Here is a 26189-nt window from a genome sequence, read left to right on the forward strand (position 1 = left end):
GTGTATAAGTGGACTTAAAATCCAATGTCCATTAGGACGTACGGGTTCAAGTCCCGTCTTCAGTACAGATGAAAAGCCGAAAACGAAAGTTTTCGGCTTTTTTGGTTTAAAACAAAAACTAAAAGCTCGTTTTTTGGTAATAATTAAACCAAGAAAGCAATTTACTTTTCAGATTAAGCAGCTCTCAATAGCTTGAAAAAGGATTCCACAAAGTTATTTCTCATTATAAATTGGAAGATTCTTCAGCTTTAGATAAAGACTTTTTTGTTTTAATTAAAAATATATCGGTTAATCGTATTTAAAAGCGTTTTTTTAATTAATTTTTCCCATTATTTTTTAATCCTAAAACTAAAGCAGGAGCTATGGTATCATTAAGTACACTAGATTATATCTTAATAATAACTTTTTTTACTATAACCTTATCGATTGGTGTCTACGTGTCAAAGAAAGCGGGCAAGAATTCATCTGAGTTTTTCTTGTCAGGTAAAACAATGCCTTGGTGGTTATTAGGAGTTTCTATGGTAGCTACAACATTCTCTACTGACACTCCAAACTTAGTGACCGATATTGTAAGAACTAATGGTGTATCCGGAAACTGGGTATGGTGGGCATTTTTAATTACGGGTTTGCTTACCGTTTTTGTGTACGCTAAACTATGGCGGAAATCTAATGTGAACACAGATATTGAGTTTTACGAGTTTAGATACGGGGGGAAACCAGCTCGTTTTTTAAGAAAGTTTAGAGCCATTTATTTAGGGGTGATTTTTAATGTTATAACCATGTCTGCAGTTACGCTTGCTGCTATAAAAATTGGTGGTATTATGTTAGGGTTAGAGCCTTGGCAAACTGTAATTAGTGCAGGACTTATAACCGTTATATTTAGTGCGCTTGGAGGCTTTAAAGGTGTCGTTTATACCGATTTTATATTGTTCTTTTTGGCAATGGGAGGTGCTATTGGTGCTGCCTATTATTTAGTAAACCTTCCTGAGGTTGGTGGTATTGAAGCTATATTGGTAAATGAGAATGTAGTCGATAAGCTTTCCATTTTGCCCGATTTTAGTAATACCAATGCGCTAATTACTTTATTTATTATACCATTAGCTGTGCAATGGTGGAGTTCCTGGTATCCTGGGTCTGAACCAGGTGGAGGCGGTTATATAGCGCAACGGATGCTTGCAGCTAAAGACGAGAATCATGCCATAGGAGCGACATTTTTCTTTAATATTATGCACTATGCTTTACGGCCTTGGCCATGGATTTTAGTAGCATTGGCATCATTGGTAGTGTTTCCAGATTTGGCGAGTATACAAGAGGCTTTTCCAAATATAGCAGATGACAAATTAGGGCATGATTTAGCATATTCAGCAATGTTAACAAAATTGCCAAGTGGTTTACTTGGTTTAGTATTAGCATCATTAATAGCGGCTTATATGAGCACTATTTCAACGCAATTAAATTGGGGGTCATCTTATATTGTTTACGATTTTTATAAGCAACAAATAAATCCTAAGGCATCAGAAAAAAGATTAGTAGCCGTTGGAAGAATATCTACAGTTGTTCTAATGGTTTTTAGTGCGGTGTTGGCATTATTGTTGCAAAATGCGCTTCAGTTGTTTGATCTATTATTAGTTTTTGGTGCGGGGACAGGACTTATCTTTATACTGCGTTGGTTTTGGTGGAGGATTAATGCGTGGAGTGAGATTACAGCGATGTTTGCGTCAGGAATTATTTCAATACTATTAAAATTAACTCCTTTAGGTACGTATTTGTTTGCTCCAGAAACAGGAGTTTTTGAAGATTATTGGGAATATCCCTTTGTGGTTCTAGTGACCACAGTGATATGGTTGCTCGCTACTTATATGACACAACCTGAAAGTAAAGAGGTGTTACAAAGCTTTTATAAAAAAATACAGCCTGGAGGACCCGGTTGGAAAAAGGTAGTACGAGAAGCAGAGGCCGAAAATATTCAGATAATAACGACAGATGAAAGTTGGAGTGTGCCTTCGGGAATTCTAGCGATGCTCTTAGGCTGTGTATTAATTTACAGTTGCATGTTTGCTACAGGCTATTGGATTTATGGTGATTATACTTATGCTATTGCCTTAACGATAGTTGCATTAGTTGCGGGATTGTTACTGAAACAAACTTGGAAAAGAATAAAAACGACAATTTTATAACGTCTCTAAAAAGATGACTTTGTAATATGCATAGAAAATGGTTCGTCTATGTTCTATGAGTGTTTTTCTTAACTATACGTTTTACCATGTGGAATTTGGTCTAAATATCAAAAAGTAAAATGCTTATCATTGTGTGCACTATTATACTTAAGTTGTCTGGGTTCGTAATGCGTAAAAATCGCGCTATACAGTCTTGATTTTTACCTATACAAATATTGCTTCATACGTTTATTTAAGTATATTAGAGCCTTAACATATGTTAACTTTGATTTTATTATCAGAACAAAATCATCTTCTGTAGATAGCAATTTAAATGAATTTAATTAAAAGTATTTTTTGCGTTTTAGTAGTCGTTTTTACATTAACGATAAAGGCTCAGGAGATTCCACCTATTCAAATATTTACCCCACAAGATTACGGTGCAGAGGACCAAAATTGGGCAATTGACCAATCGGATAACGATTATATCTATGTTGCTAATAATGAAGGCTTGTTAGAATATAATGGCGCGTCCTGGACACTCTATAATTCTCCAAATGTTGGTATTCTGAGATCTGTAAGAGTGGTTGAAGATAAAATCTATACTGGTGGTTATATGGATTTTGGCTATTGGACTAAAAATAATCAAGGGAGATTAGTGTATTCGTCTTTAAGCGATAATCAAAAGCTTTCGGTAAAAGAAGATGAGGATTTTTGGGGCATTATTGCTATTGAAGGATATGTGTTGTTTCAATCATTTGAAAGAATTTACATCTATAATATTAGAGAGGATCGTTTTGATATTATTAATTCAGATTTTAGAATTAATAAAATGTTTAATGTCAATGGAACTATTTATTTCCAAAAAACAAATCAGGGTATTTATAAAATAGAAAATGGCGGGCAAGTGTTATTAACTTCGGAAGAAGCTATTAAAAACAAGGAATTGGTCAATATTTTCGAATCGGATTCGGGGTTGTTGTTATTAACAAGAGAAAACGGTTTTTTCAGTTTAATTGATGGAGACCTTGAGTCTTGGAATCAAGATTTGAATCGTTCCTTATTAGACTTAAGCATTTATAGTAGTGCAAGGTTAAATGATGATAGTTTCGTATTAGGTACTATTGCTAATGGTATTATTCATATCGATAAAAAAGGAAAAGCTCTATTAAAAATTAATCAATCCTATGGCTTAAGTAATAATACGGTATTGTCTATAATGGATGATAATTTTGGAAATATTTGGTTAGGATTAGATAATGGTATAAATGTTATTAATTTAAATTCACCTTTTAAGGTTTACACGGACAAACAAGGGGACTTGGGAACCGTATATGCTTCAGCAAGTACAGAAGAATTTCTTTATCTAGGGACCAATCAAGGTTTGTTTTATAAGCGTTTAGATACTAACGATACTTTTAGTTTTATTGAAGGTACAAAAGGTCAGGTGTGGAGTTTGGCGGTTGTAAAAGGGGCTTTGTTTTGCGGACATGATAAAGGGACGTTTATCATTAATGAAACGAATGTAGAAGAAATTTCGAGTGAAATAGGTACTTGGGTTGTTAAAGACATTGAAGGGTTTCCTGATCTTTTAATTCAAGGAAATTATAAAGGTTTAAATATTTTAGAACGTATTGGTGATACTTGGAAATATAGAAATAAAATTGAAGGTTTTAATATCTCTTCAAGGTATTTTGAATTTATAAATCCACATGAATTGCTGGTGAATCATGAGCATAAAGGACTCTATAAAATTAAGATTGATACGAGTTATCGTAGGATTGTAGATTATAAGAAATTGCCTGTAAGTAAAGGGAAGAAATCTAGTATTACAACTTATAATAATGAAATATTATATAGTTATAAGGAAGGGGTTTTTAGTTACGACGCTCAAAGTTATTCGTTTATAAAAGACACGGTTTTAAGTGGGTTGCTTAGTGGTGAAAAATACGTTTCAGGTCGGTTGATTAATGATTTTCGCGGAAAAAAACTTTGGGGTTTCTCTGATGATTCTATTATTTATATAGAGCCGGGAAAATTATCTAGTGTGCCAAAAGTTAATGCTATAGCTATTTCTAGTGAGGTGCGTAAAACGAAATCAGGATTCGAGAATATAAATGAATTATCTAATAACAACTATCTTATTGGTACAACTGAAGGGTATCTAATTATCGATTTGAATAAGATAGAGCAAAAAGCACTAGATATTAATTTAAATAGTGTGGACTATGGGAGGCATCCAGATGAGCTGGAGCCATTAGATTTGCTTAAGCCTGATATTTTCAAAAATAAGAGTAACAACATTCAGTTTAAATACAGTGTCACTAATTTCAGTAAGCTTTCTGCTTCTACTTATCAATATAAATTGATAGGTATTTATGATTATTGGAGCAATTGGTCGGTGAATTCAGAAGTTATTTTTAAAAATTTACCTCATGGTGATTACACATTTGAGGCAAGAGCAAAGACCGATGGTATTATATCTAATAATGTACTGTCTTATAGTTTTACGATTGAAAAGCCATGGTATCTTAAACCGTTGGCGATAATATCTTATTTTGTTTTGGCGCTACTTTTTATTTATGTCTTGTATTATTTTAATAAGAAACATTATAAAAAACAACAACAAAAGCTTCTAGAAAATAAGGAAAGACAGTTAAAGTTAGAGCAATTAGAAAATCAACGTCAGTTAATTCAGATTAAGAATAAGAATTTACAGCAAAATATCGAGAACAAAAACAGGGAGCTTGGTATGGCGACAATGAACCTAGTGAAGCGAAATGAATTGTTGAACAGTATTAAAGGTGAATTATCAAAGAGCAAATCACTAAATGAAGTTGGGAAGGTTGTTAAGCTTATAAATTCGAGTATAAATGATACTAATGATTGGGAGTTGTTTGAAGAAGCTTTCAATAATGTCGACAAAGATTTTATGAAGAAAATAAAATCAATTCATCCTACTATTACTCCAAATGATCTAAGACTATGTGCTTACTTAAGGCTTAATCTTTCATCTAAAGAAATCGCTCCTCTTCTTAATATTTCACATAAGAGTGTTGAAGTAAAGCGCTATCGTTTGCGTAAAAAAATGGGCTTAGACCATGATCAGAGTTTATCCAACTATATTATTGATCTGTAGCTCCTATACATTTCATATTTCTACCTATACATTACCTATACAAAGCCTGTTTTTAAGACTTTATTAACTAGCTGTGAGCAATTTGTTAAGTTAAAGTTAATTACTAGAATTACATAAAATAAAGGGCTATTCAATGATGTATTGATAATTTTAGGCGATTAAAATTGTGTTGTATGTTTTTTGTATAGCCTGTTTTGTCGAATTCATAATTTTTATTTTCTAATATTACATATCTAATAAATAAATTATGAAAATAAAACTTTTAACGCTCATTTCCTTCATCTTTACAATGGCAGTGTTTGGGCAAAATGTAGATGTTACTGGAACGGTTACTGAAGCTTCTTCAGGACAACCCTTGCCAGGTGTGAATGTAATCCTTAAAAACACATCTAAAGGAGCTTCAACAAATTTTGATGGCGAGTTTACGTTATTGGACGTACCGTTAAATTCTGTAGTTGTTGTTTCTTATATTGGTTTTGTAACGCAAGAGATTACTATTGTTAATAATGACCCGCTGACTATTGCGTTGGTTGATGATGCAGAGTCATTGAGTGAGGTTGTTGTGATTGGTTACGGTACGCAAAAGGTTACTAATGTTTCTGGTGCTATTTCTACCGTAAAATCTGAATCTATTGAAAATTTGAAGCCTACAAGGGTTGAAGAAGCGCTTCAAGGTAGTGCTTCTGGGGTTTCGGTGATTCAAAGTGGTTCTCCTGGTAGTAAGCCAACGGTATTAGTACGTGGTATTCCTTCATTTACTGGAACGGATCCTGTGGTTATCATTGATGGTGTGCCTCAAAGTTTGGATGATTTAAATTCTATCAATTCAGCAGACATTCAATCGTTAAGTATATTAAAGGATGCGGCATCGACTGCTATTTACGGTGTAAAAGGTGGTAATGGTGTTATTGTAGTGACGACTAAAGGAGGTAGGAAAAATGAAAAGACAGAATTTTCATTTAATACCTATACAGGTTTTCAGTCGGTTGATAGAAAAATTGGACTCTTAAACGCGTCAGAATATGCTGCAATAATTAATGAAGGTAGTGTAACATCTGGCGGTGAAATTATATTTCCAAATCTTTCAACTTTAGGAGAAGGAACAGACTGGCAAGATGAGGTCTTCAAAGATGCTAAATTAACGTCATATTCACTTTCAGCTAGAGGTGGTACAGAAAAATTAGGTTACTTTTTATCTACTGGTTATTTAAGTCAAGGTGGTATTGTAGGTGGTGATGATAAATCTAACTTTAATAGATTAAATTTTACAGCAAATATTGATTTTCAGTTAACCTCTAAATTGAAATTTATATTGAATGCGAGTTATGCTAATATTAAAAGTAAAACAGTAGCGGAGAATTCTTTTAACTCTATTCTTGGTAATGCTATAAATTTTGATCCAACGGTATCTCCATATAATACAGATCCAAATGATTTTGCAACATACGGATACAGTAATTTATTATTGTCAGAGATATTTAATCCTGTTCAGCAATTAGAGAATACATACAATGAAAATAACGGAAATAAGTTATATGGTAAGTTTGAATTACAATATGATATCTTAGATAACCTAAAAGTAACCTCGCGTTTTGGTTATACAAAATGGGATCAGGTTAGTAAGAGTTTTTCTCCTTTAGCGTATTACGGACCTAATAATGTATCTAGTGATTATAATTCTGATGGATCTGTAAAAACACAGGAAGTTGATAATGGTGACGGAACAACAAGTATTATTCCTTCATTTCATAATAGTGTTTCAGAAAGTACAGTCTCTAACTTTAATTACACTTTTGAAACATTTGCGAGTTATGGGTTTAACCTAAAAGACCAACATTTTTTCGATGTCGTGTTAGGTATATCTACAAGTAAATCTACAGGGTATGGCTTTGGTGCTACAAGACAAGATGTTAGAGATAATTCTTGGGCATGGGCTGATGTAAGTGCTGCTACAGGTATAAACACGGAACTCAATTTAAATGCATACACCGGTTATAGTTACCAAAACTTAGAGCGTAGAAATGTATCTTACTTTAGTAGAGTTAATTACGATTTTGAAGGTAAGTATTTAGCGTCATTCTCTGCAAGACGAGATGGTTCAATCGCATTCGGTGACGACAACAAGTTTGCTAATTTTTATGCAGGTTCTTTAGGTTGGGTAGTCAGTAACGAAGATTTTTTCGATGTTGATGCTATTGATTTCTTAAAGGTAAGAGGTAGTTATGGTACCGTGGGTAATGAAAATGTAGATCCCCAGTATGTTAGTATTACAGTTGGTGGTCCAAGTTATAACTCTACAGCGAATAGTAATGGGTATACATTTGGAAGTGAATTCGTTTCAGGTGCTACTGTAAACTCATTTAATAATACCACTTTAAGTTGGGAGGAACAGACACAATATAATATAGGGTTTGATACCAACCTTTTTAATAGTACGTTGTCACTTACGTTCGATTATTTTAATAAATCTGTTGAAGGTTTATTATTCACTGATGCTCCACCGCTTTATGCTGGTACTTCAGAGCCTGTAACATCAAATATTGGTAGTACAGAGAGTAAAGGTATTGACTTAACGTTGGGGTATAGAAATTCAATTACAGAAGATTTTAAATTTAATACGTCGTTCACGTTTACAACATCTAAAAACGAAGTTACTGAGACAAACAGTGATGGTACTGCCTTTGTTGCGGGAGGTACTTATTTTAATGGACAATCTCAAGATGCTACACGTTTTGAAAAAGGCTTCACGCCAGGGTATTTCTACGGTTATGAAACGGATGGTTTATTTCAAAATCAAGATGAAATTGATGCCCATGCAACACAAGCAGGTGCGCTACCAGGAGATATTCGATTTGTAGATACTAACGGAGATGGAGTAATTGATGATGACGATAAAACAGATATTGGAGATCCATTCCCAACATTTACTATTGGTTGGAATTTAGGTCTTGAATACAAAAACTTTGATTTAAGTATGTTCACGTATGCATCTGTAGGTAACGATATTTACAAGGCTTATGAACGTAATGCGCAGTTTACTAATAAAGATAGAAGTATTTTAAATAGATGGACAGGTGAAGGCTCTACAAACGATGCCAACAGTCCACGTTATACTTTTGCTGATACAAATAGTAACATTAGACCATCTGACAGATATGTTGAAGATGGAAGTTTTATAAAAATTAAAAGTTTGATTTTAGGGTATACACTACCTGAAAGTATGAGTACATTCTTTAGTAAAGTACGTGTTTATGCTCAGGCTAAAAATTTATTAACGCTTACTGAATATACTGGTTATGACCCAGAAATTGCAGGAGGTATTTTAGATACAGGTATCGATAGAGGTGCTTATCCACAAGCAAGAACATTCTTAGTTGGTTTAGACCTTAAATTTTAACATCAAAAAAATAAATTAGTATGAAAAATATTAAAAATAGTATAGGATTTATCATCATACTTTCAATCTTTATGGGTTGTTCAGATGTGGTTGATTTTGATCCGCACGATGAGTATGAAGTAACTGAAATCGATTATTTACAAACGGAATCAGATTACCAAACCATGGCAGTAAGTTGTTATACACCTACACAATGGTTAAATCAAGTTATAGTTCTTGGAGATGTTGCTTCAGATAATGCTGTAGCTGGTGGTGAAAATGCTTCTGATGTAGTAGCACTTCAACAAGTAGATGATTATAACATATTAACTAATAATAGTACCATAGAAGATTTGTGGTTATCTGCTTATGAAGGAGTTAATAGAACAAATTACCTCATAGATTATAAAGATGTTAACCTTTTAGGTAATGCTGTAGATTTTGATGGTAAAGAAGCGCTTTATGGAGAGGTTCACTTTTTAAGAGCTTTTTACTATTTTAATTTAGTAAAAATGTTTGGTGATGTGGTGCTGTTTACGGATCATAAATTAGGACTTTCTGATTTTGGAACTTTACAACGATCACCTAAAGAAGATGTTTATGCGCAAATCGAAATAGATTTACTTCAAGCTATTAGTGTTCTTCCAACAGCGCAATCTCAACAAGGTAGAATTACAAAATATGCTGCTCAAGCTTTATTGGGAAAAGTATATTTATATCAAGAAAAATTTGATGAAGCAGTTCCTGTTCTACAAAGTGTAGTAGATGGTCCTTTTAGCTTAGTAGATAATTTTGATGATATCTTTTTACTAGCAGGTGAAAACGGCTCAGAATCAGTTTATGAAGTTCAATATTCTAATGGACAGCCGTATTATAATTGGGGAGGTCAAACTAGAGGTCAAGGAAATTATGCAGTACAGCAATGTGGTGTAAGAGGATTTAATGGTACGGCAGACATGCCTTTTAATTCAGGATGGAGTACCAACTTACCTACTCAAGATTTAGCAGCAGCTTACGAAGATGGTGATCAGAGAAAAGACGCTACAACGTTCGATGTAGAGGCTTATGCAAATAATAACCCTAGTTTAAATGTAACTTATCAAGAAGCTCCATATAAAAATACAGGTTTATATAATAAAAAGTATTTACCAAGAAAAGGAGAAACGAGCGGACAAGTTGAATTGAATTACGAAAACAATCAACGTACTATCCGTTATTCAGAAGTATTGTTAATGGCAGCAGAAGCAAATTTAAGAGCGTCTTCAGTCAACCAATCTTTAGCACAAGCTTATTTAGATAGCGTACGTGATAGAGCATTTGGTGATGAAGATCATAGAGTTACAGCTACAGTTCAAGCAATCTGGGATGAAAGACGCTTGGAGTTAGGAATGGAAGGTGATCGCTTTTTCGATTTAGTGAGAACCGGACAAGTGAATAGTGTTTTAGGTAGTTTAGGTTATAATTCGGCAACAAATGGACTTTTTCCAATTCCTCAGAGAGAGATAGAGATTTCTGGTTTGTCTCAAAATGAAGGATATTAAAAAAATAATTATATGAAAGCAGTAAAATATATATTTAGTTTATGTCTTATATTATTTCTAGTCAATAGTTGTGATAAAGATGATAGCAATACAGATTTTGTAGATTCAGCAGTGGCTCCTACTGATGTCTCAGCATTATTTGAAGTTACACAAGATAATACCGGTTTGGTTACTATTACACCAACCGCACAAGGAGCCGTAGGGTTTAATATTTTCTATGGTGATGATACGGTAGAGCCTGCTAGTTTATCTCAAGGTGAAAATACAACTCATACGTATGCCGAAGGCACTTATAGCGTCGTTGTTGTGGCATTAGGGCCAACAGGTTTAGAAACAGAACTGACTCAAGATTTAGTTGTGTCATTTAATCCTCCTGAAAATATGGTAGCCACTGCCGAAAACGATGCCGCAGTATCTAAGCAAGTTAATGTGACAGCATCAGCAGATAATGCTATAAGTTTTTCAGTAGATTATGGAGATGGAAGTGAATTGGTCGTTGGGAATATTGGAGAATCGGTTTCTCATATTTATGAAAATGCAGGGCTGTATACAATTACAGTTGTTGCCATGGGAGCAGCGATAGAAACTACTGAAGTTGTTATTGCAGACTTTGAAGTTACTGAGATTGTACAGCCGTTGGTATCTGCACCAGATCAGCCCTATAGAGCAGAAGGTGATGTAGTATCGATTTTTAGTGGAGCTTACACCGATATTTCTGGAGTTGATTTCTATCCAAATTGGGGACAAGCAACAACATATAACTTATTTGATTTAAGTGGTGATGAGATGCTTCAATACACAAATTTAAATTATCAAGGGATAGATTTTTCAGGAACACCAATTGATGTGTCTCAAATGGAATATATTCACGTTGACGTATGGACAGCAGATGAGAACGATGCGAAATTATCGCCTATAAGTTCTGGTCCTAATGAAGCCGCTTACGATTTAGATTTAACCGCTCAAGAATGGACATCTTTCGATATTCCATTGTCATATTTCACAGACCAAAATCCGTTAGTTGATTTTAGTAATATCATTCAGTTCAAATTTGATGGTGATCCTGCAGAAGGAACCATTTTTGTAGATAATTTATATTTCTATAAATCGCCTTCAGATGCACCAACAGGAATCGTTGGAACATGGAAATTATCTCAAGTCGCTGGATCATTAGGGGTAGGGCCTGCAGATGGTGATAATTCTTGGTGGAATTGTGATGCAGGTTGTATTTCTGATAGAGCTTGTTACTATGATGATGAATATATTTTTAATGAAGATGGTTCATTTAGTAATGTTTTAGGCGGAGAAACTTGGGTTGAAGCATGGCAAGGTGGAGGAAATGGATGTGGTACTCCTGTAGCGCCACATGATGGTTCTAACCCAGCAACCTATGTATATGATGAGAGTTCTGGGACAGTAACTTTAAATGGTCTTGGAGCCTTTTTAGGAATTCCTAAAGCTGTAAATGATGGTGAACTTGCAAATATTGCAGATACACCAACATCAGTGACATACAATGTAACATTGTCAAATTTTGATACTGAAATGTATGTATCTATTGATGTTGGAGATGGTGTTTATTGGCAGTATAATTTCATAAAAGATGGAGCTGCAGCGACGTCACCATTGGCAGGAACATGGCAAATGTCAACAGATTCAGGTTCACTAGGAGTGGGACCAGCGCCTGGAGATAATTCTTGGTGGAATTGTGATGATAGTTGTGTAACATCTAGAGCATGTTATTATGACGACCAATATGTTTTTGGAACAGATGGTTCTTTTTCTAATGTGTTAGGATCTGAAACTTGGGTAGAGCCTTGGCAAGGAGGTGGTGATGCTTGTGGTGCACCAGTAGCTCCACATGATGGTTCAGGAACAGCAACCTTTGATCTAGATTTAGGAGCGGGTACACTTACTTTAAATGGAGTTGGTGCTTATATAGGTTTAGCAAAAGCTGTAAATGGTACAGAACTAACCGATCCGCTAGACGCGCCAGCATCTATAGTTTATGATATTGCCTTTATTGATAATGACACCATTAGTGTTATGGTTGATGTAGGTGACGGAGTATATTGGCAATATAAACTTGTGAAAATTTAATAAAAGAAAAACATGAAGAACATGAAAAATTTAAAATATGTAATGCTTTTTTTCCTATCACTTGCTTTTATAGTAAGTTGTGATGAAGAAGAGTACGAATTTGGAGATATTACAGCTCCAACGAATTTACAAGTTTCGGCAGAGATAGTAGGTCAAGATACAGACAATCCTTATGGTGATGGTACAGGTGTTGTTAATTTTACTGCATCTGCAGATAATGCAATTACCTATAAGTTTTCTAATGATGGAAGTGAAGAGCTTGCTCCTTTAGGAACAACATCTATTAGTTTTACAACACAAGGTATCCATACGTATACTGTAACGGTGATCGCAGTTGGTACTGCCGGTAATTCAACATCTACAACAATTGATGTAGAGGTGTTTGCAGATTATGCACCTCCTGCAGATTTAACCGAGATGTTATATGGTGATGGTTCAAAAACATGGAGAGTTAAATCTGAAAGTGCTGGTCACTTTGGCGTGGGTCCAGCGGATTCTGAATCTGCAGATTGGTGGGATGCTCCTCCTTACGATAAAGTAGGTTTAGGAGTCTATGATGACCGAATTATTTTTAATTCTGATGGAACCGTTAGCTATATTACTAATGATACTGCTTTTGGACAAAGTGGTCCTATGGATCAAGATTTTGGAATAGAATGGACAGCAAATCCAGGTGGGGAGTATGAAAATTACCCATTAGCTAATTTTGATGATACATGGACGTTAACAGCTCCTGGAGGACAAGAAACTTTAAATTTTGCAGATAAAGGCTATTTAGGGTTTTATGTAGGTGGTGATCACAGTTACCAAATTTTAGAAAGATCAACTACAGAAATGATGTTGAAAATCATAGGATCTGATACGAACGCTTGGTTTGTCATTTTAACTTCTGAAGAAGAAGTTGGTGAGGATTATGAATTAGTTTGGGCAGATGAATTTGATACTGACGGTGCACCTGATCCAGCCAATTGGACGTATGACTTAGGAACTGGTACTAGTGGTTGGGGAAATCAAGAGTTGCAAAACTATACAAGTAATGAAGAGAATGTCATTGTAGAAGATGGTGTTTTAAAAATAACAGCTAAAGCGACTGGGAACGGAGGCTATTCATCAGCACGAATTAAAACTGAAGGACTTCAGGAATTTACTTATGGTTTAGTAGAAATTAGAGCGAAGCTTCCTGCTGCTGAAGGTACATGGCCAGCACTTTGGATGTTAGGAGCTAATCATAGTACAGTTGGATGGCCTACTTGTGGTGAAATGGATATTATGGAGCAAGTTGGTGATGATAAGAGCAGAACCTTAGGAACGTTCCATTGGTTCGATAGCGGAACAAATGCAGCGGCTAGCTATGGGGAAACAATGGATGTTGAAAATACGTCTACTGAATTCCATGTTTATGCTATTGAATGGAATGACGCTTCAATTAGTATTACGGTAGATGAAGTGCCATTGGTAACTTTATCTAACAATGCTGATTTTCCTTTTAACGCTGATTTCTTTTTCATAATGAATGTCGCTATGGGTGGAACTTTAGGTGGAACCGTTGATCCAGATTTTACAGAAGATTCAATGGAAGTAGATTATATCAGAGTATATCAATAATAAAAGAATAGATATTTGTTTGAATTAGTTGTTTTTTTAAGGTCGGACTAATAGTTCGGCCTTTTAAAAATCTCATTAGCATACTATTCGGACAAGTGTATGAGATTAAATTTTAGTAAGAATTAGTATGTCGTATATACATCAGAGATATCTACGACTAGATTATTAAATTACCAATGACAAAGAACCCCATTTACATAGGAAATAATATAGCCTCAAATGATGAATTTGAAGTTAAAGGAGAGCAGGTATCACTTCATAATGAAGATTATTACAAAATCTCCAATAGTGATAAAATGAGACCATTTTTTATGAGTCTTGTTAGTAATTCTAATCACTGGATGTTTATTTCCAGTAATGGAGCGTTAACCGCAGGTAGAAAAAATGCAAATAATGCATTGTTTCCTTATTATACAGATGATAAAATAACGGAATCATTAGAAACTACAGGTAGTAAAACGATGATTCAAATTCATAAAGATGATAAAACATTTTTATGGGAACCTTTTTCAAACAAGTATCAAGGTGTATATGCTACGAAACGAAATTTATACAAAAACAGTTATGGTAATAAAGTTGTTTTTGAAGAAATTAACGAAGACTTAGGTCTTACTTATAGATACCAATGGAACTCTAGTGACCAATTTGGATTTGTGAGAAAAGGGGAAGTTATCAATAATACAAGTGAAAGAGTTGATATTACGATTTTAGACGGTATTCAAAATATTCTGCCATATGGCTTAGCTTCAGATTTTCAAAATGCAACAAGTAACTTAATTGATGCCTATAAAAAGTGTGAACTAGAATCAGATTCTGGAATAGGGATATTTGCTTTAAGTGCCATAATTGTAGATAAGGCAGAACCAAGTGAGGCTTTAAAAGCTAATACAGTTTGGTCTTATGGATTAGAAAATCCTACGCATTTAATTTCATCTTTACAGTTAGATGCTTTCAGAAATGGTAAAACGATTACTGAAGAAAAAGATATTAGAGCTGAAAAAGGAGCATACTTTATTGTTAAGGATTTAAGCTTAGAGCCTAATGGAAAACAACATTGGATGTTTGTGGCAGAAGTCAACCAAACAATAAGTGAAATTAATAATATTTCAGAAAAAATAAAAAGTAATACTAATCTTGAAGAACTAGTACAGCAAGATATAGATGCTGGTACTAAAAATCTTTTAGAATTAGTTGGTGCTTCAGACGGAATTCAGCTTGGTGATGATAAATTAAGAAATACAAGACACTTTGCAAATACACTTTTCAACATTATGAGAGGTGGAATCTTTGATGACGATTACAACATTGAAAAAGAAGATTTTGTAAAATATATGGCTAAGGCCAATAAAAAGGTTTCAAAAAGTAAAGAAGATATTTTAAATAGTTTACCTGAAATCTTCAAGGTAGATTATATTAAAAATATCGCTGATCAAGATGATGATAGCAATTTTAAAAGACTCTGTTATGAATATCTACCACTAAAATTTAGTAGAAGACATGGTGATCCAAGTAGACCTTGGAATAAGTTTTCTATTAACACACGTAGTGAAGTAGACGGTTCTAAAATTTTAGATTACGAAGGGAACTGGAGAGATATTTTCCAAAATTGGGAAACGCTTGCACATTCTTATCCTGCTTTTATGGAAGGGATGATTCATAAGTTTTTTAATGCCACTACGTTTGAAGGTTATAATCCTTACAGAGTAACTAAAGATGGATTTGATTGGGAAACTATAGAAGAAGATGATCCATGGTCTTATATCGGGTATTGGGGAGATCATCAAATTATCTACTTATTAAAGTTTTTAGAGTTTATTGAGAAGCATTATCCTACTAAACTTGCTCATAGTTTTACTCAAGATGTTTTTGTGTATGCTAACGTACCATATAAGATTAAGAGTTATCAAGACACCTTAAAAAATCCTAAAGACACTATAGATTTTGATCATGCTTTAGATGAAAAAATCAATACAGTAAAAGATAGATTAGGTGCAGATGGTGCTTTATTAAGAGATGAAAATTATTTCATCCATAAAGTCAACTTAATCGAAAAATTATTAGCGACCGTTTTAGCTAAAGTATCCAATTTTATTCCAGAAGGCGGAATTTGGTTAAATACGCAACGACCAGAATGGAACGATGCTAACAATGCTTTAGTTGGTAATGGTGTGTCTATGGTGACCTTATATTACCTAAGACGATTCATTAATTTCTTTGAAGGTATTGTTGAAAATTCTTCAGATACGGAATATAAGCTTTCAACAGAATTAAAAACGTTTTTTGAAAGTGTTGTAAAAACATTACATGATAATGTAAAAGTACTGTCAGGTAAAATATCTGATAAAGAAAGAAAAACCATTTTAGATGGATTAGGTACTGCAGGTAGCGACTATAGATTAAAAATTTATGAAGCAGGTTTTACCAGCGATAAAGAAGCTATTTCAAAAGAAGATTTATTAAAATTCTTCACGGCATTAAAACAGTATTTAGACCATACCATAAACGCTAACAAGAGAGCAGATAACTTATATCATGCGTACAATTTAATGACGGTTAAAAATGATGCAGAAGTGTCTATTTCTTACTTGCCAGAAATGTTAGAAGGTCAGGTTGCTGTTTTAAGTTCAGGGTATTTAAAACCTAAAGAAGCATTAAGTTTATTAGATGGGTTAAAAGCAAGTGCGCTTTTTAGAGAGGACCAATACAGTTACATTTTATATCCAAATAAACAATTGTCGCGCTTTGTAGACAAAAATAATATTCCTGTTCAATCTGTTGAAAAATCAAAATTATTAAAGCAATTAATTGCTGATGGTAATACTCAGATTATAGAGAAAGATGTTCTAGGCGCATTTCATTTTAACGGTAATTTTAATAATGCAGAGAGTTTAAAAACGGCATTGAACCAGTTACCACAAGAGAAGTATGATGACCTCATTGCGTCTGAAACTCGTTTATTGTTAGAGATATTCGAAGACATGTTTGACCATAAATCATTTACAGGGCGTTCAGGTACATTCTACGGTTATGAAGGTTTAGGGTCTATTTACTGGCACATGGTGTCTAAATTATTGTTAGCAGTTCAAGAAAACTGTTTGTTGGCTGTAAATTCTAATGAAAGTGAAGAAACCATAGGACGCTTATTAGAGCATTATTACGAAATTAATGAAGGAATCGGAGCACATAAATCACCAGAATTATATGGTGCTTTTCCAACCGATCCATATTCGCATACACCGGGAGGAAAAGGTGCACAGCAACCAGGTATGACTGGTCAGGTAAAAGAAGATGTGTTATGTCGTTTTGGAGAATTAGGAGTGTTTGTAAAAGACGGAAAACTGTTTTTTAATCCTAGACTTTTAAGAACGGAAGAGTTTTTAAGTGATTCAAAAGATTTCCATTACACAACTATCAATAAAGAACAAAAAACGATAGCATTAGATCAAGGGTCGCTTTGTTTTACTTATTGTCAAGTGCCAGTTATTTATAAACTGAAAGATGATACTAACGTTGAGGTTATATACAAAAATGGTACTTCAGAAAAATTTGATGATTTAAAACTCGATACAGACACAAGCGATAAAATTTTCAATCGTACAGGCGAAGTCAATCAAATTATAGTGTCTATAAAGAAGTAATATAAAAAAGTCATCATGAAGGATATTTTAAAATTAGCGATATATGGTTTTGCAATGCTACTTGTTATTTCATGTCAGGATGCAAAACAGGAAAAAGGTGAGACACAACCCGTAAAAGAAAAACCAATGTTAAGTGCAGAAGATATATTAGGAAATCCAGAGTATTTAGCGATTTCTTACGGAGGTTATAGACAAAAGGATAGAAATGTTCAGCCAACAATACCAGAGCTTAAAGAAGATATGAAAATCTTAAATGCTATGGGAATTAAAGTGCTGAGAACGTATAATGTTCATTTTGACCAAGCTGCAAATTTGTTAAAAGCAATTGACGAATTAAAGACTGAGGATTCAACTTTTGAAATGTATGTGATGCTCGGCATTTGGATTGATTGTAAGAATGCATTCGATTGGGCGGAAGGTGAGCCAATTCACAATGAAGAAAGTGAACGAAACCCTGTTGAGGTTAAAACTGCTGTTGCATTGGCAAAACAATACCCAGACATTGTAAAAATTCTAGCGGTTGGAAACGAAGCTATGGTAAAATGGGCTACAAGTTATTATGTAGAACCTTGGATTATTTTAAAATGGGTCAATCATCTTCAAGAGTTAAAACAAAAAGGAGAATTACCAGCAGATTTATGGATTACCAGTTCAGATGATTACACATCTTGGGGAGGAGGAGATACCATTTATCATACAGAAGAATTAGAAAAATTAGCACATGCTGTAGATTATATTTCGATGCATACTTATGCGTATCATAATTCGCATTACAACCCACAATTCTGGAAAGTCCCTGAAAATGAAGAAAGCTTAACTGATAAAGAAAAGATTGATGCAGCCATGGTCCGTGCACTAGATTTTGCAAAAACGCAATATGATACAGTTTCAAATTACATGAAAAGTATTGGCGTTAATAAACCAATACATATTGGTGAAACAGGTTGGGCTTCTGTTTCTGGGGGTCATTATGGTAAAAATGGCTCTAGAGCAACAGACGAATATAAACAAGGATTGTATTACAAACATATTCGTAATTGGACGAATAAAGAAAATATCTCAGTTTTCTATTTTGAAGCGTTTGATGAACAATGGAAAGATGCAGAGCATGAGTTAGGTTCAGAAAATCATTTTGGGTTAATTAACTTAAAAAGTGAAGTAAAATATCCATTATGGAACTTAGTTGATGACGGTACGTTTGAAGGATTAACCAGAGATGGTAAACCAATTACAAAAACTTACGATGGAAATTTAGAGGAGTTAATGAAAGATGTCTTAGTGCCGAATACAGATTACCCAAGAGATTAAATAATGAAGAAATTTGTAATCATAGTTGTTAGTTTAATGGCTTTTGTTTCATGTAAAAATGAAACGAAAAAAGAAACAGCGCCAGTCGTTGAGGACGTTGCTATAAGTGATGTTGTATCAGTTTCTGGACGTCAATTATTGGTTAATGATACGTCTTATCTTATAAAAGGCATCTGCTATCATCCCGTTCCAAAAGGAAAATCTACTCAAAGAGATTTTGGGACACTTACTCAAGATTTAGAGTTAATGGTTGAAGCAGGCATAAATACCATTAGAGTGTACGCGCCAATTGCAGAAGAACATGTGCTTGATGAAATCAGCGAAGCAGGTCTAAAAGTAATTATTGGATTTGGTTACAAGCAAGGAGGTAAAAATGATATTTTCTCAGGATCGTTTATAGATTACGTCAATAAATTCAAAAAGCACAACGCCATTTTAATGTGGGAATTAGGTAATGAATATAATTATCATCCCGAATGGTTTGGAGGCGATATTAAGAATTGGTACAAAGCCATGAATGACGCGGCTGGTTTAATTCACGAGAATGACCTGTCACATCCCGTGGCGACAGCTCATGGTGATTTACCAAAAGAATTGGCTTTGTCTATGAATCCAAATATTGATGTTTGGGGAATGAATGTATACAGATCAGTTCGACCAGAAACCATTTTTAAAGAATGGAAAGAAGTTAGTGAAAAACCGATGTATTTAGCAGAAACAGGTGCTGATAGTTACATGCAGATAGCTAAAGATGGTTATGCGCAAGGAATTAATGAATTAGCACAAGCAGATGCCACAGCTATTATTTTGAAAGCAACGTTTAATGGCCAGGATATTTGTTCTGGTGTTACCTTATTTCAATTTACAGATGGTTGGTGGAAAGCCGGAAATAACGAAGTGCAAGACACCGGTGGAACTGCTCCAAACAGCACAGGAGTCCCTTTTGATGGGAGTCCAAATGAAGAGTTTTGGGGTATTGTTGATATTGATAGAAACAAGAAGAAAGTATTTGATGTGGTAAAAGACATCTATAAAAACACGAATAAAACAGCTAATAAATAACATAAATATGAAAACATCAAGATATAGTCTATTGCCACTCTTAATTCTAACAGTAATGAGTTGTACTTCAGAAAAAAAAGAAACTAAAAGCTTAGAAGTTGAAATTTATGAAACTTCAGAAAGTGGAAATAAACTCACTAGAATTACAGAGTTTTCTAAAGTAGATTCGTCAGCGGTTATAAAATTATTACCAGAACAAAAGTTTCAAACCATAACAGGTTTCGGAGGTTCTTTTACAGAATCTTCTGCTTATTTAATAAACAAGCTGAGCAAAAAAAATCGTGATACTATTCTTCAGGCTTATTTTGCAGATGATGGTGCACGTTACTCTTTAACAAGAACGCATATTGCTTCATGTGATTTTTCATTAAATAACTATACCTATGCACCTGTTGTAGATGATATGGACATGGAAAGTTTTAACATTGAAGAAGATCGTGATGATTTAATTCCTATGATAAAAGATGCTCAGGCAGTTTCAACAGATGGCTTTAAAATCATTTCTTCGCCTTGGACATCACCACCATGGATGAAAGACAATAAAGAATATGTTGGTGGAAAATTACTGCCAAAATATTACGATGTGTTTGCACTCTACTTTTCTAAATACTTAGAAGCTTATAAAGCTGAAGGTATAGATATTTGGGGTTTAACACCAGTTAATGAACCTCATGGAAATGGTAATAATTGGGAAAGCATGCACTTTTCACCTGAGGAAGAAACAGACTTCGTTCAAAACCATTTAGGTCCAAAATTAGAAGCTGATGGTTATGGAGACGTCAATATTCTTGGTTATGATCAAAACCGAGAAGGTTTAGGGGAATGGGTCGATGCAATGTTTAAAGATGAAGCTTCTTCTAAATATTTTGCTGGTACAGCAATCCATTGGTACGAGAGTACGTATGATTATTTCCCGGAAGAATTGCAATATGCACATGACAAAGCACCAGACAAATACTTAATAGAAACGGAAGGCTGTATAGATTCTCAAGTTCCAGTATGGCAAAATGATGCTTGGTACTGGAAAAAAGAAGCTACGGATTGGGGTTATGATTGGCGTGAAGATGATAAGAAATACTTACACCCAAAATATGCACCTGTTAATCGCTATGCAAGAGATATCATTGGTTGTTTAAACAATTGGGTTGATGGCTGGGTAGATTGGAACATGGTTTTAGATCGTCAAGGTGGTCCAAACTGGTTTGAGAATTGGTGTGTGGCACCAGTTATTGTAGATCCGGATGCTGATGAGGTATATTTTACTCCATTGTATTACACCATGGCACATTTTAGTAAATATATAAGACCAGGTGCTGAGGTTATTGGTGTTGAAAACGCAGATGAAGACCTAATGGTTACAGCCGCTAAGAATCCAGATGGTTCTATTGCAGTTGTCTTATTCAATGAAGGTACTACTTCTATAGATTTTAGTTTAATGTTAGGAGAAGAAATGGTAAAAGTGAAAATTAACGAACAAGCCATTCAAACAATACTGATTCCATCTAAAACAAATTAATTATGTCCATTTCAGCCACTAAAGTTCCATTAGGGCAAAAGCTAGCCTTCGGAGTAGGAATGTTTGCGAATCAAATGTTTCCAGCCATTATGGGAATATTTATGGTGGTCTTAGTCGAAGATTTAGGATTTCCTGGATGGATGTGGGGAGTGATTTTCTTTGCGCCAAGAATATTCGATTCAGTTACAGATCCTATAATGGGTTTTATTTCCGATAATACAAAATCTAAATGGGGACGTCGCAGACAGTACGTGTTTTTGGGTGCAATTATTATGGGAATTTCCTATATTCTAATGTGGCAATTGTTTAGAGAAAACTCATTACAATTCAATTTTTGGTATTTCTTCTTATGGTCACTAGTTTTTTATTTAGGTCTTACTTTATTTAGTGTGCCGTACGTGGCAATGGGTTATGAAATGAGTGACGACTTTCATGAACGAACAAATATTATGGCTATTTCGCAGTTTATAGGACAATGGGCTTGGGTGATAGCACCTTTATTCTGGATTATAATGTATGATCCAGACTGGTTTCCATCTGCTGATGTAGCGGTAAGACAATTGTCTATTTGGGTGGCAATTCCCTGTGCACTTTGTGCAATGGTACCAGCACTATTTTTAAAAAGTAAATCCACAGTTAATAGCGATTACGAGCCTTTAAATAGCGCCAATATTGGTAATAGTTTAAAAAAAATATACTACAGTTTTATTGAGGCTTTTAAGATTAAAGAATTTCGAAAAATATGTGGAGCTACCTTTTTAATTTTTAATGCCTTTAATACCGTTGCAGCACTTACATTTTTTGTAATCGTATATAAATTATTTAATGGAGATGCCGAAGCAAGTGGAATTTGGGTATCCTTATTTGGTTGTTTAGGGGCTTTAGGTACAACATTTATTGTTATACCTGTGGTTGCCAAGATGTCAAAACATTTTGGAAAGAAAAAAGCCTTTATGTTAGCGCAAGGGATTTCAATTATCGGCTATGTTTTATTATGGTTTTTATTCGTCCCAGGTAAGCCTTGGTTATATATCATAGCCCTTCCTTTTTTCTCTTTTGGTATAGGAAGTTTATTTACCATAATGATGTCTATGACAGCAGATATTATTGATGTGGATGAGCTGAATACAGGAATGCGTAGGGAAGGAATTTTTGGTGCTATTTATTGGTGGATGGTTAAAGTAGGTTTTGCAATTGCCGGAGCGTTGAGTGGATTTATTATTTGGCTTGTTGGTTTTAATTCCGATTTGCCGACTGTGGAACAGCAATCTGCTGTAGATGGATTGCATGCTTTCTTTTGCTTTTTTCCTATGGTTGGAACGCTAATAGCAATGTATATAATGCGTAATTATGATATAACGGAAGAAAAAGCTAATGAAAACAGAGCTGAATTAGATAAACGCAAAACCGATATAACTAAGTAATTGAATTTTGAATTATGTCTTTAAGGGATGAGAAATTTTTGGCATTAGCATCTATTGATTATGCTGATAAAGATTTAGAAGGACTAAAAGTTCTGTATAGAGACGTTTTATCTCAAGGAATCCATGGTCTTTGTTTTAGTCCATATATGGAAGGTCAAGAGCCAGGAGATGAATTGTCGGAATCCCAAATTAGAAGACGTATAGAAATTATAAAACCCTATACCAAATGGATTCGTTCGTTTTCTTGTACTGAAGGCAATGAGTTAATACCAAAAATTGCTAAAGAATACGGGTTAAAAACGCTTGTCGGTGCTTGGTTAGGTGAGGATGACAGCATAAACGCAAAGGAAATTTCTGGACTTATAGAATTGGCAAAAGATGGCTATATTGATATCGCGGCTGTTGGTAACGAAGTCATGTACCGTGGAGATTTAACGGAATCGGATTTGATAGAGCACATTTATAGGGTGAAGAAATCCATTAAAGATATACCTGTTGGTTATGTCGATGCTTACTACGAGTTTGTAGATCGTCCTAATATAACGGAGGCTTGTGATATTATTTTAGCGAATTGTTATCCATTTTGGGAGGGCTGTGATCAAGATTATTCGTTACTCTACATGAAAGATATGTATAACAGGGCTGTAAAAGCGGCTAACGGAAAAAAAGTGATTATCACAGAAACAGGTTGGCCAAACAAAGGTACCAATCTAGAAGGTGCTTTTCCTTCTGAAGAAAACGCAATCAAGTATTTTGTTAATTCACAACAATGGTCAAAAGAAGACGATATTGAGATGTTCTACTTTTCTTCTTTTGATGAATCATGGAAGGTTGGAGCTGAAGGTGATGTAGGTTCTTTTTGGGGCATTTGGGATAAGAATGAACAACTTAAGTATTAATATTAATACTGAAGAAATTCGCGAAGCATATATAGAATTGGATTCTTTCTAAACTGTTTTTAGTAAAAATACACTCTAAACCCATAATAATTTTTGTGTATCACTGATAACCGATTAACCGCTGCATAAAACTACCAATACATAACCACTACATGTAGGTTATTTTTTCAATTATTCTAAATTAGTTTTATTCTCAATAGCGCTTCCATGGCCTTTATCTGCTAGGTTTATGAGGTTGTCGTGTGTTTTTATTCTAATAATTAACTTTTGTATGGTTTAGGTATGGTGTTGTTTGTGATAATCATAAATAATAGGGTGTATATTTAAGGATGTTACAATATCTAAACACTCTACTTGTGATATTGATAATATTCTAAATAAACTATTAATTAAATCTTTAAACAATGAAAAAAATTACATTAGTACTTATCCTATTGGCAGTGTCATTTGGATATGCACAAGAACTAGTCACCAATGGTGATTTTCAAACTGGAGTTGGATCTCCGTGGTATAACGGCGCACTTAATGTTGTAGACCTCGGTGGAGGGAATTGGGTTAATCAAGCCGAAATTTTAGCGGCTGGTAATGCATGGGATGTTAATATAAGTCAAGATGTTGTCTTGGAGGATGGAAAAACATATGAATTATCTTATGACGCATGGACAGATGCTGTTACGGCTTCAAGAACCATAATTGCTGGCCTTGGTCAAAATGGTCCTGGTTGGGCTAACTTAGCGGAAAATCCGACATTAACAGCGACGCAGCAAACGTTTACGCATCAATTCACCATAAATTACGGAGACGGAGTAGATGATAGAGTTATTTTTGATATGGGTGCAGAAACAGGTTTTGTGTTTATAGATAATGTCAGTATTATAGAGATCGTTGATTTATGTAATGATGGGATATTGAACAATGGTGAAATAGACATTGATTGCGGTGGCCCAAATTGTGATGCTTGTCCTAATGGTCTAAACTTAGCACTTAATGGTACCGCAAGTGCTTCTTCCGAATTGAATCCTGCTAGTAATGCTATAGATGGAGATTCTGGTACACGTTGGGAATCTGTTCACGGTGAAACTGCAGATATAACTATTGATTTAGGAATGAGTTACGATATTGGTCAGATTGTATTAAATTGGGAAGGAGCTTTTGCCGATGAATACACAATTGACATCTCTTCTGATAATATTAATTGGACGACCATATATTCCACAACAACTGGCGATGGTGTAATCGATGATCTTGCTGTGACAGGAACAGGACAATATGTAAGAATGAATGGAATACATCGATTTTTGAATGCTTGGGGCTATAGTCTATATGAATTTGAGATTTATGAGGCTTTAGACGCAACAACAATTGCGACCTTAAGTGATCTTACAGTTGATGGGGTTACAGTTACGGGATTTGGAGCAAATACATTTAATTATAATGTAGAGTTACCACAAGGTACAACCATGGTTCCTACGGTTGTAGCTACTACATCTCAAGCGTCTCCAGCATCAGCTGTTGTTACCGACGCTAGTGGAATTCCGGGAACAACAACTGTTTTAGTAACTGCACAAAACGGAGTAGATACTAATACCTATACTATCAATTTCGCAGAAATATTCACGCCAGTGCAAGCCACATTTGATTTAACTTTTGAATCAGGGACTGCGGGTAGCGATGCTTCTAATTGGGATACCTTTGAAAACGGTGCGAATCCTCCATTTGAAATAGTATCAAATCCTGATGCGTCTGGTGTCAACACGTCGTCTAGGGTAGCTAAATTTACCTCATTGGCAGGAGAATCTGAATGGGCAGGTTGTGCAAATCAACATGGTACTATTTGGGAATGGGAGTTAGATGCTTCATCTACGACATTAACAATTGATGTTTACAAATCTGTTATTAGTGATGTAATGGTAAAAATTGTAAATACAACTAATGGAACTATTTATGCTGTTCAGCAACCAAATACGGTAATTAATGCTTGGGAAACCTTAACGTATGATATATCTGGTTCGGTTTCTAGTGGAGAAAATCACGATAATGATACAATAGTGATTCATCCAGATATCATGAATCCTAGAACGACTGATAACACTTCTTATTTCGATAATATCTCTTGGGATGGTTTTAAATTAGCTGAAGCTCCAACTGTGCTTAATGTTGCTAATTACGACACCACTCAATTTAAAGTCTATCCTAACCCAGCACAAAATGTTTGGAACTTAAAATCGAGTAACGGACTTGTAAATTCAGTACAGGTTTATGATGTTCTAGGTAAGCAAATTATGGCTTTACAACCTCATGCAACTGAAGTTTCAATTGCAGCGTCTGAATTAAAACCAGGTATTTATTTGGCTAAAGTTGTAAGCAATAATGGCTCAAAAATTATTAGGTTAGTTAAAAATTAATTTAAAAATTTTTTAATAGC

The 26189-nt window shown here is 34.5% G+C and carries 13 protein-coding genes; all 13 read left to right on the forward strand.

Annotated elements, in window-relative coordinates; all coding sequences use genetic code 11:
* The first annotated feature begins 362 nt into the window (after positions 1–362).
* Entirely contained in the window at positions 363–2177 is a 1815-nt protein-coding gene (locus KO515_RS12835; protein WP_215936739.1) for a sodium:solute symporter family protein, read from the forward strand.
* Positions 2178–2490: 313 nt separating this feature from the next.
* Positions 2491–5295 carry a helix-turn-helix and ligand-binding sensor domain-containing protein gene (locus tag KO515_RS12840; RefSeq protein ID WP_215936740.1) on the forward strand — a complete coding sequence of 935 codons (2805 nt, stop codon included), beginning with the start codon at positions 2491–2493 and terminating at the stop codon, positions 5293–5295.
* 247 nt (positions 5296–5542) lie between these two features.
* Positions 5543–8692, forward strand: coding sequence for a SusC/RagA family TonB-linked outer membrane protein (locus tag KO515_RS12845; protein WP_215936741.1), 3150 nt, complete (start codon positions 5543–5545; stop codon positions 8690–8692).
* 20 nt (positions 8693–8712) lie between these two features.
* On the forward strand, positions 8713–10212 hold the full coding sequence (locus KO515_RS12850; RefSeq protein WP_215936742.1) for a RagB/SusD family nutrient uptake outer membrane protein: 1500 nt from the start codon (positions 8713–8715) through the stop codon (positions 10210–10212).
* Between the two features lie 12 nt (positions 10213–10224).
* The gene (locus tag KO515_RS12855) at positions 10225–12312 is read left to right on the forward strand and encodes a PKD domain-containing protein (RefSeq protein ID WP_215936743.1); all 2088 of its coding nucleotides are present in this window, start codon (positions 10225–10227) and stop codon (positions 12310–12312) included.
* Positions 12313–12333: 21 nt separating this feature from the next.
* Positions 12334–13917, forward strand: coding sequence for a glycoside hydrolase family 16 protein (locus KO515_RS12860; RefSeq protein ID WP_215936744.1), 1584 nt, complete (start codon positions 12334–12336; stop codon positions 13915–13917).
* Positions 13918–14093: 176 nt separating this feature from the next.
* Positions 14094–17555, forward strand: a complete 3462-nt coding sequence (locus KO515_RS12865) for a hypothetical protein (protein WP_215936745.1) — start codon at positions 14094–14096, stop codon at positions 17553–17555.
* A gap of 15 nt (positions 17556–17570) precedes the next feature.
* A complete protein-coding gene (locus tag KO515_RS12870; protein ID WP_215936746.1) occupies positions 17571–18863 on the forward strand; it encodes a glycosyl hydrolase family 17 protein in 1293 nt (430 codons plus the stop codon).
* A 3-nt stretch (positions 18864–18866) separates the two neighbouring features.
* Positions 18867–19925 (forward strand): glycoside hydrolase family 2 TIM barrel-domain containing protein, encoded by a 1059-nt coding sequence (locus tag KO515_RS12875; protein WP_215936747.1) that lies wholly within the window; start codon positions 18867–18869, stop codon positions 19923–19925.
* 7 nt (positions 19926–19932) lie between these two features.
* Positions 19933–21441: a glycoside hydrolase family 30 protein gene (locus KO515_RS12880; protein ID WP_215936748.1), complete on the forward strand. Its 1509-nt coding sequence runs from the start codon at positions 19933–19935 to the stop codon at positions 21439–21441.
* A gap of 2 nt (positions 21442–21443) precedes the next feature.
* Positions 21444–22865 carry an MFS transporter gene (locus KO515_RS12885; protein ID WP_215936749.1) on the forward strand — a complete coding sequence of 474 codons (1422 nt, stop codon included), beginning with the start codon at positions 21444–21446 and terminating at the stop codon, positions 22863–22865.
* Positions 22866–22879: 14 nt separating this feature from the next.
* Complete coding sequence (locus tag KO515_RS12890; RefSeq protein ID WP_215936750.1) at positions 22880–23764, forward strand: glycosyl hydrolase family 17 protein; 885 nt, start codon at positions 22880–22882, stop codon at positions 23762–23764.
* 404 nt (positions 23765–24168) lie between these two features.
* Positions 24169–26169 (forward strand): discoidin domain-containing protein, encoded by a 2001-nt coding sequence (locus tag KO515_RS12895; RefSeq protein WP_215936751.1) that lies wholly within the window; start codon positions 24169–24171, stop codon positions 26167–26169.
* The last annotated feature ends 20 nt before the right edge of the window (positions 26170–26189 follow it).

The sequence above is a fragment of the Winogradskyella psychrotolerans genome, from assembly GCF_018860545.1.
GTDB classification, from domain to species: Bacteria; Bacteroidota; Bacteroidia; order Flavobacteriales; family Flavobacteriaceae; genus Winogradskyella; species Winogradskyella psychrotolerans_A.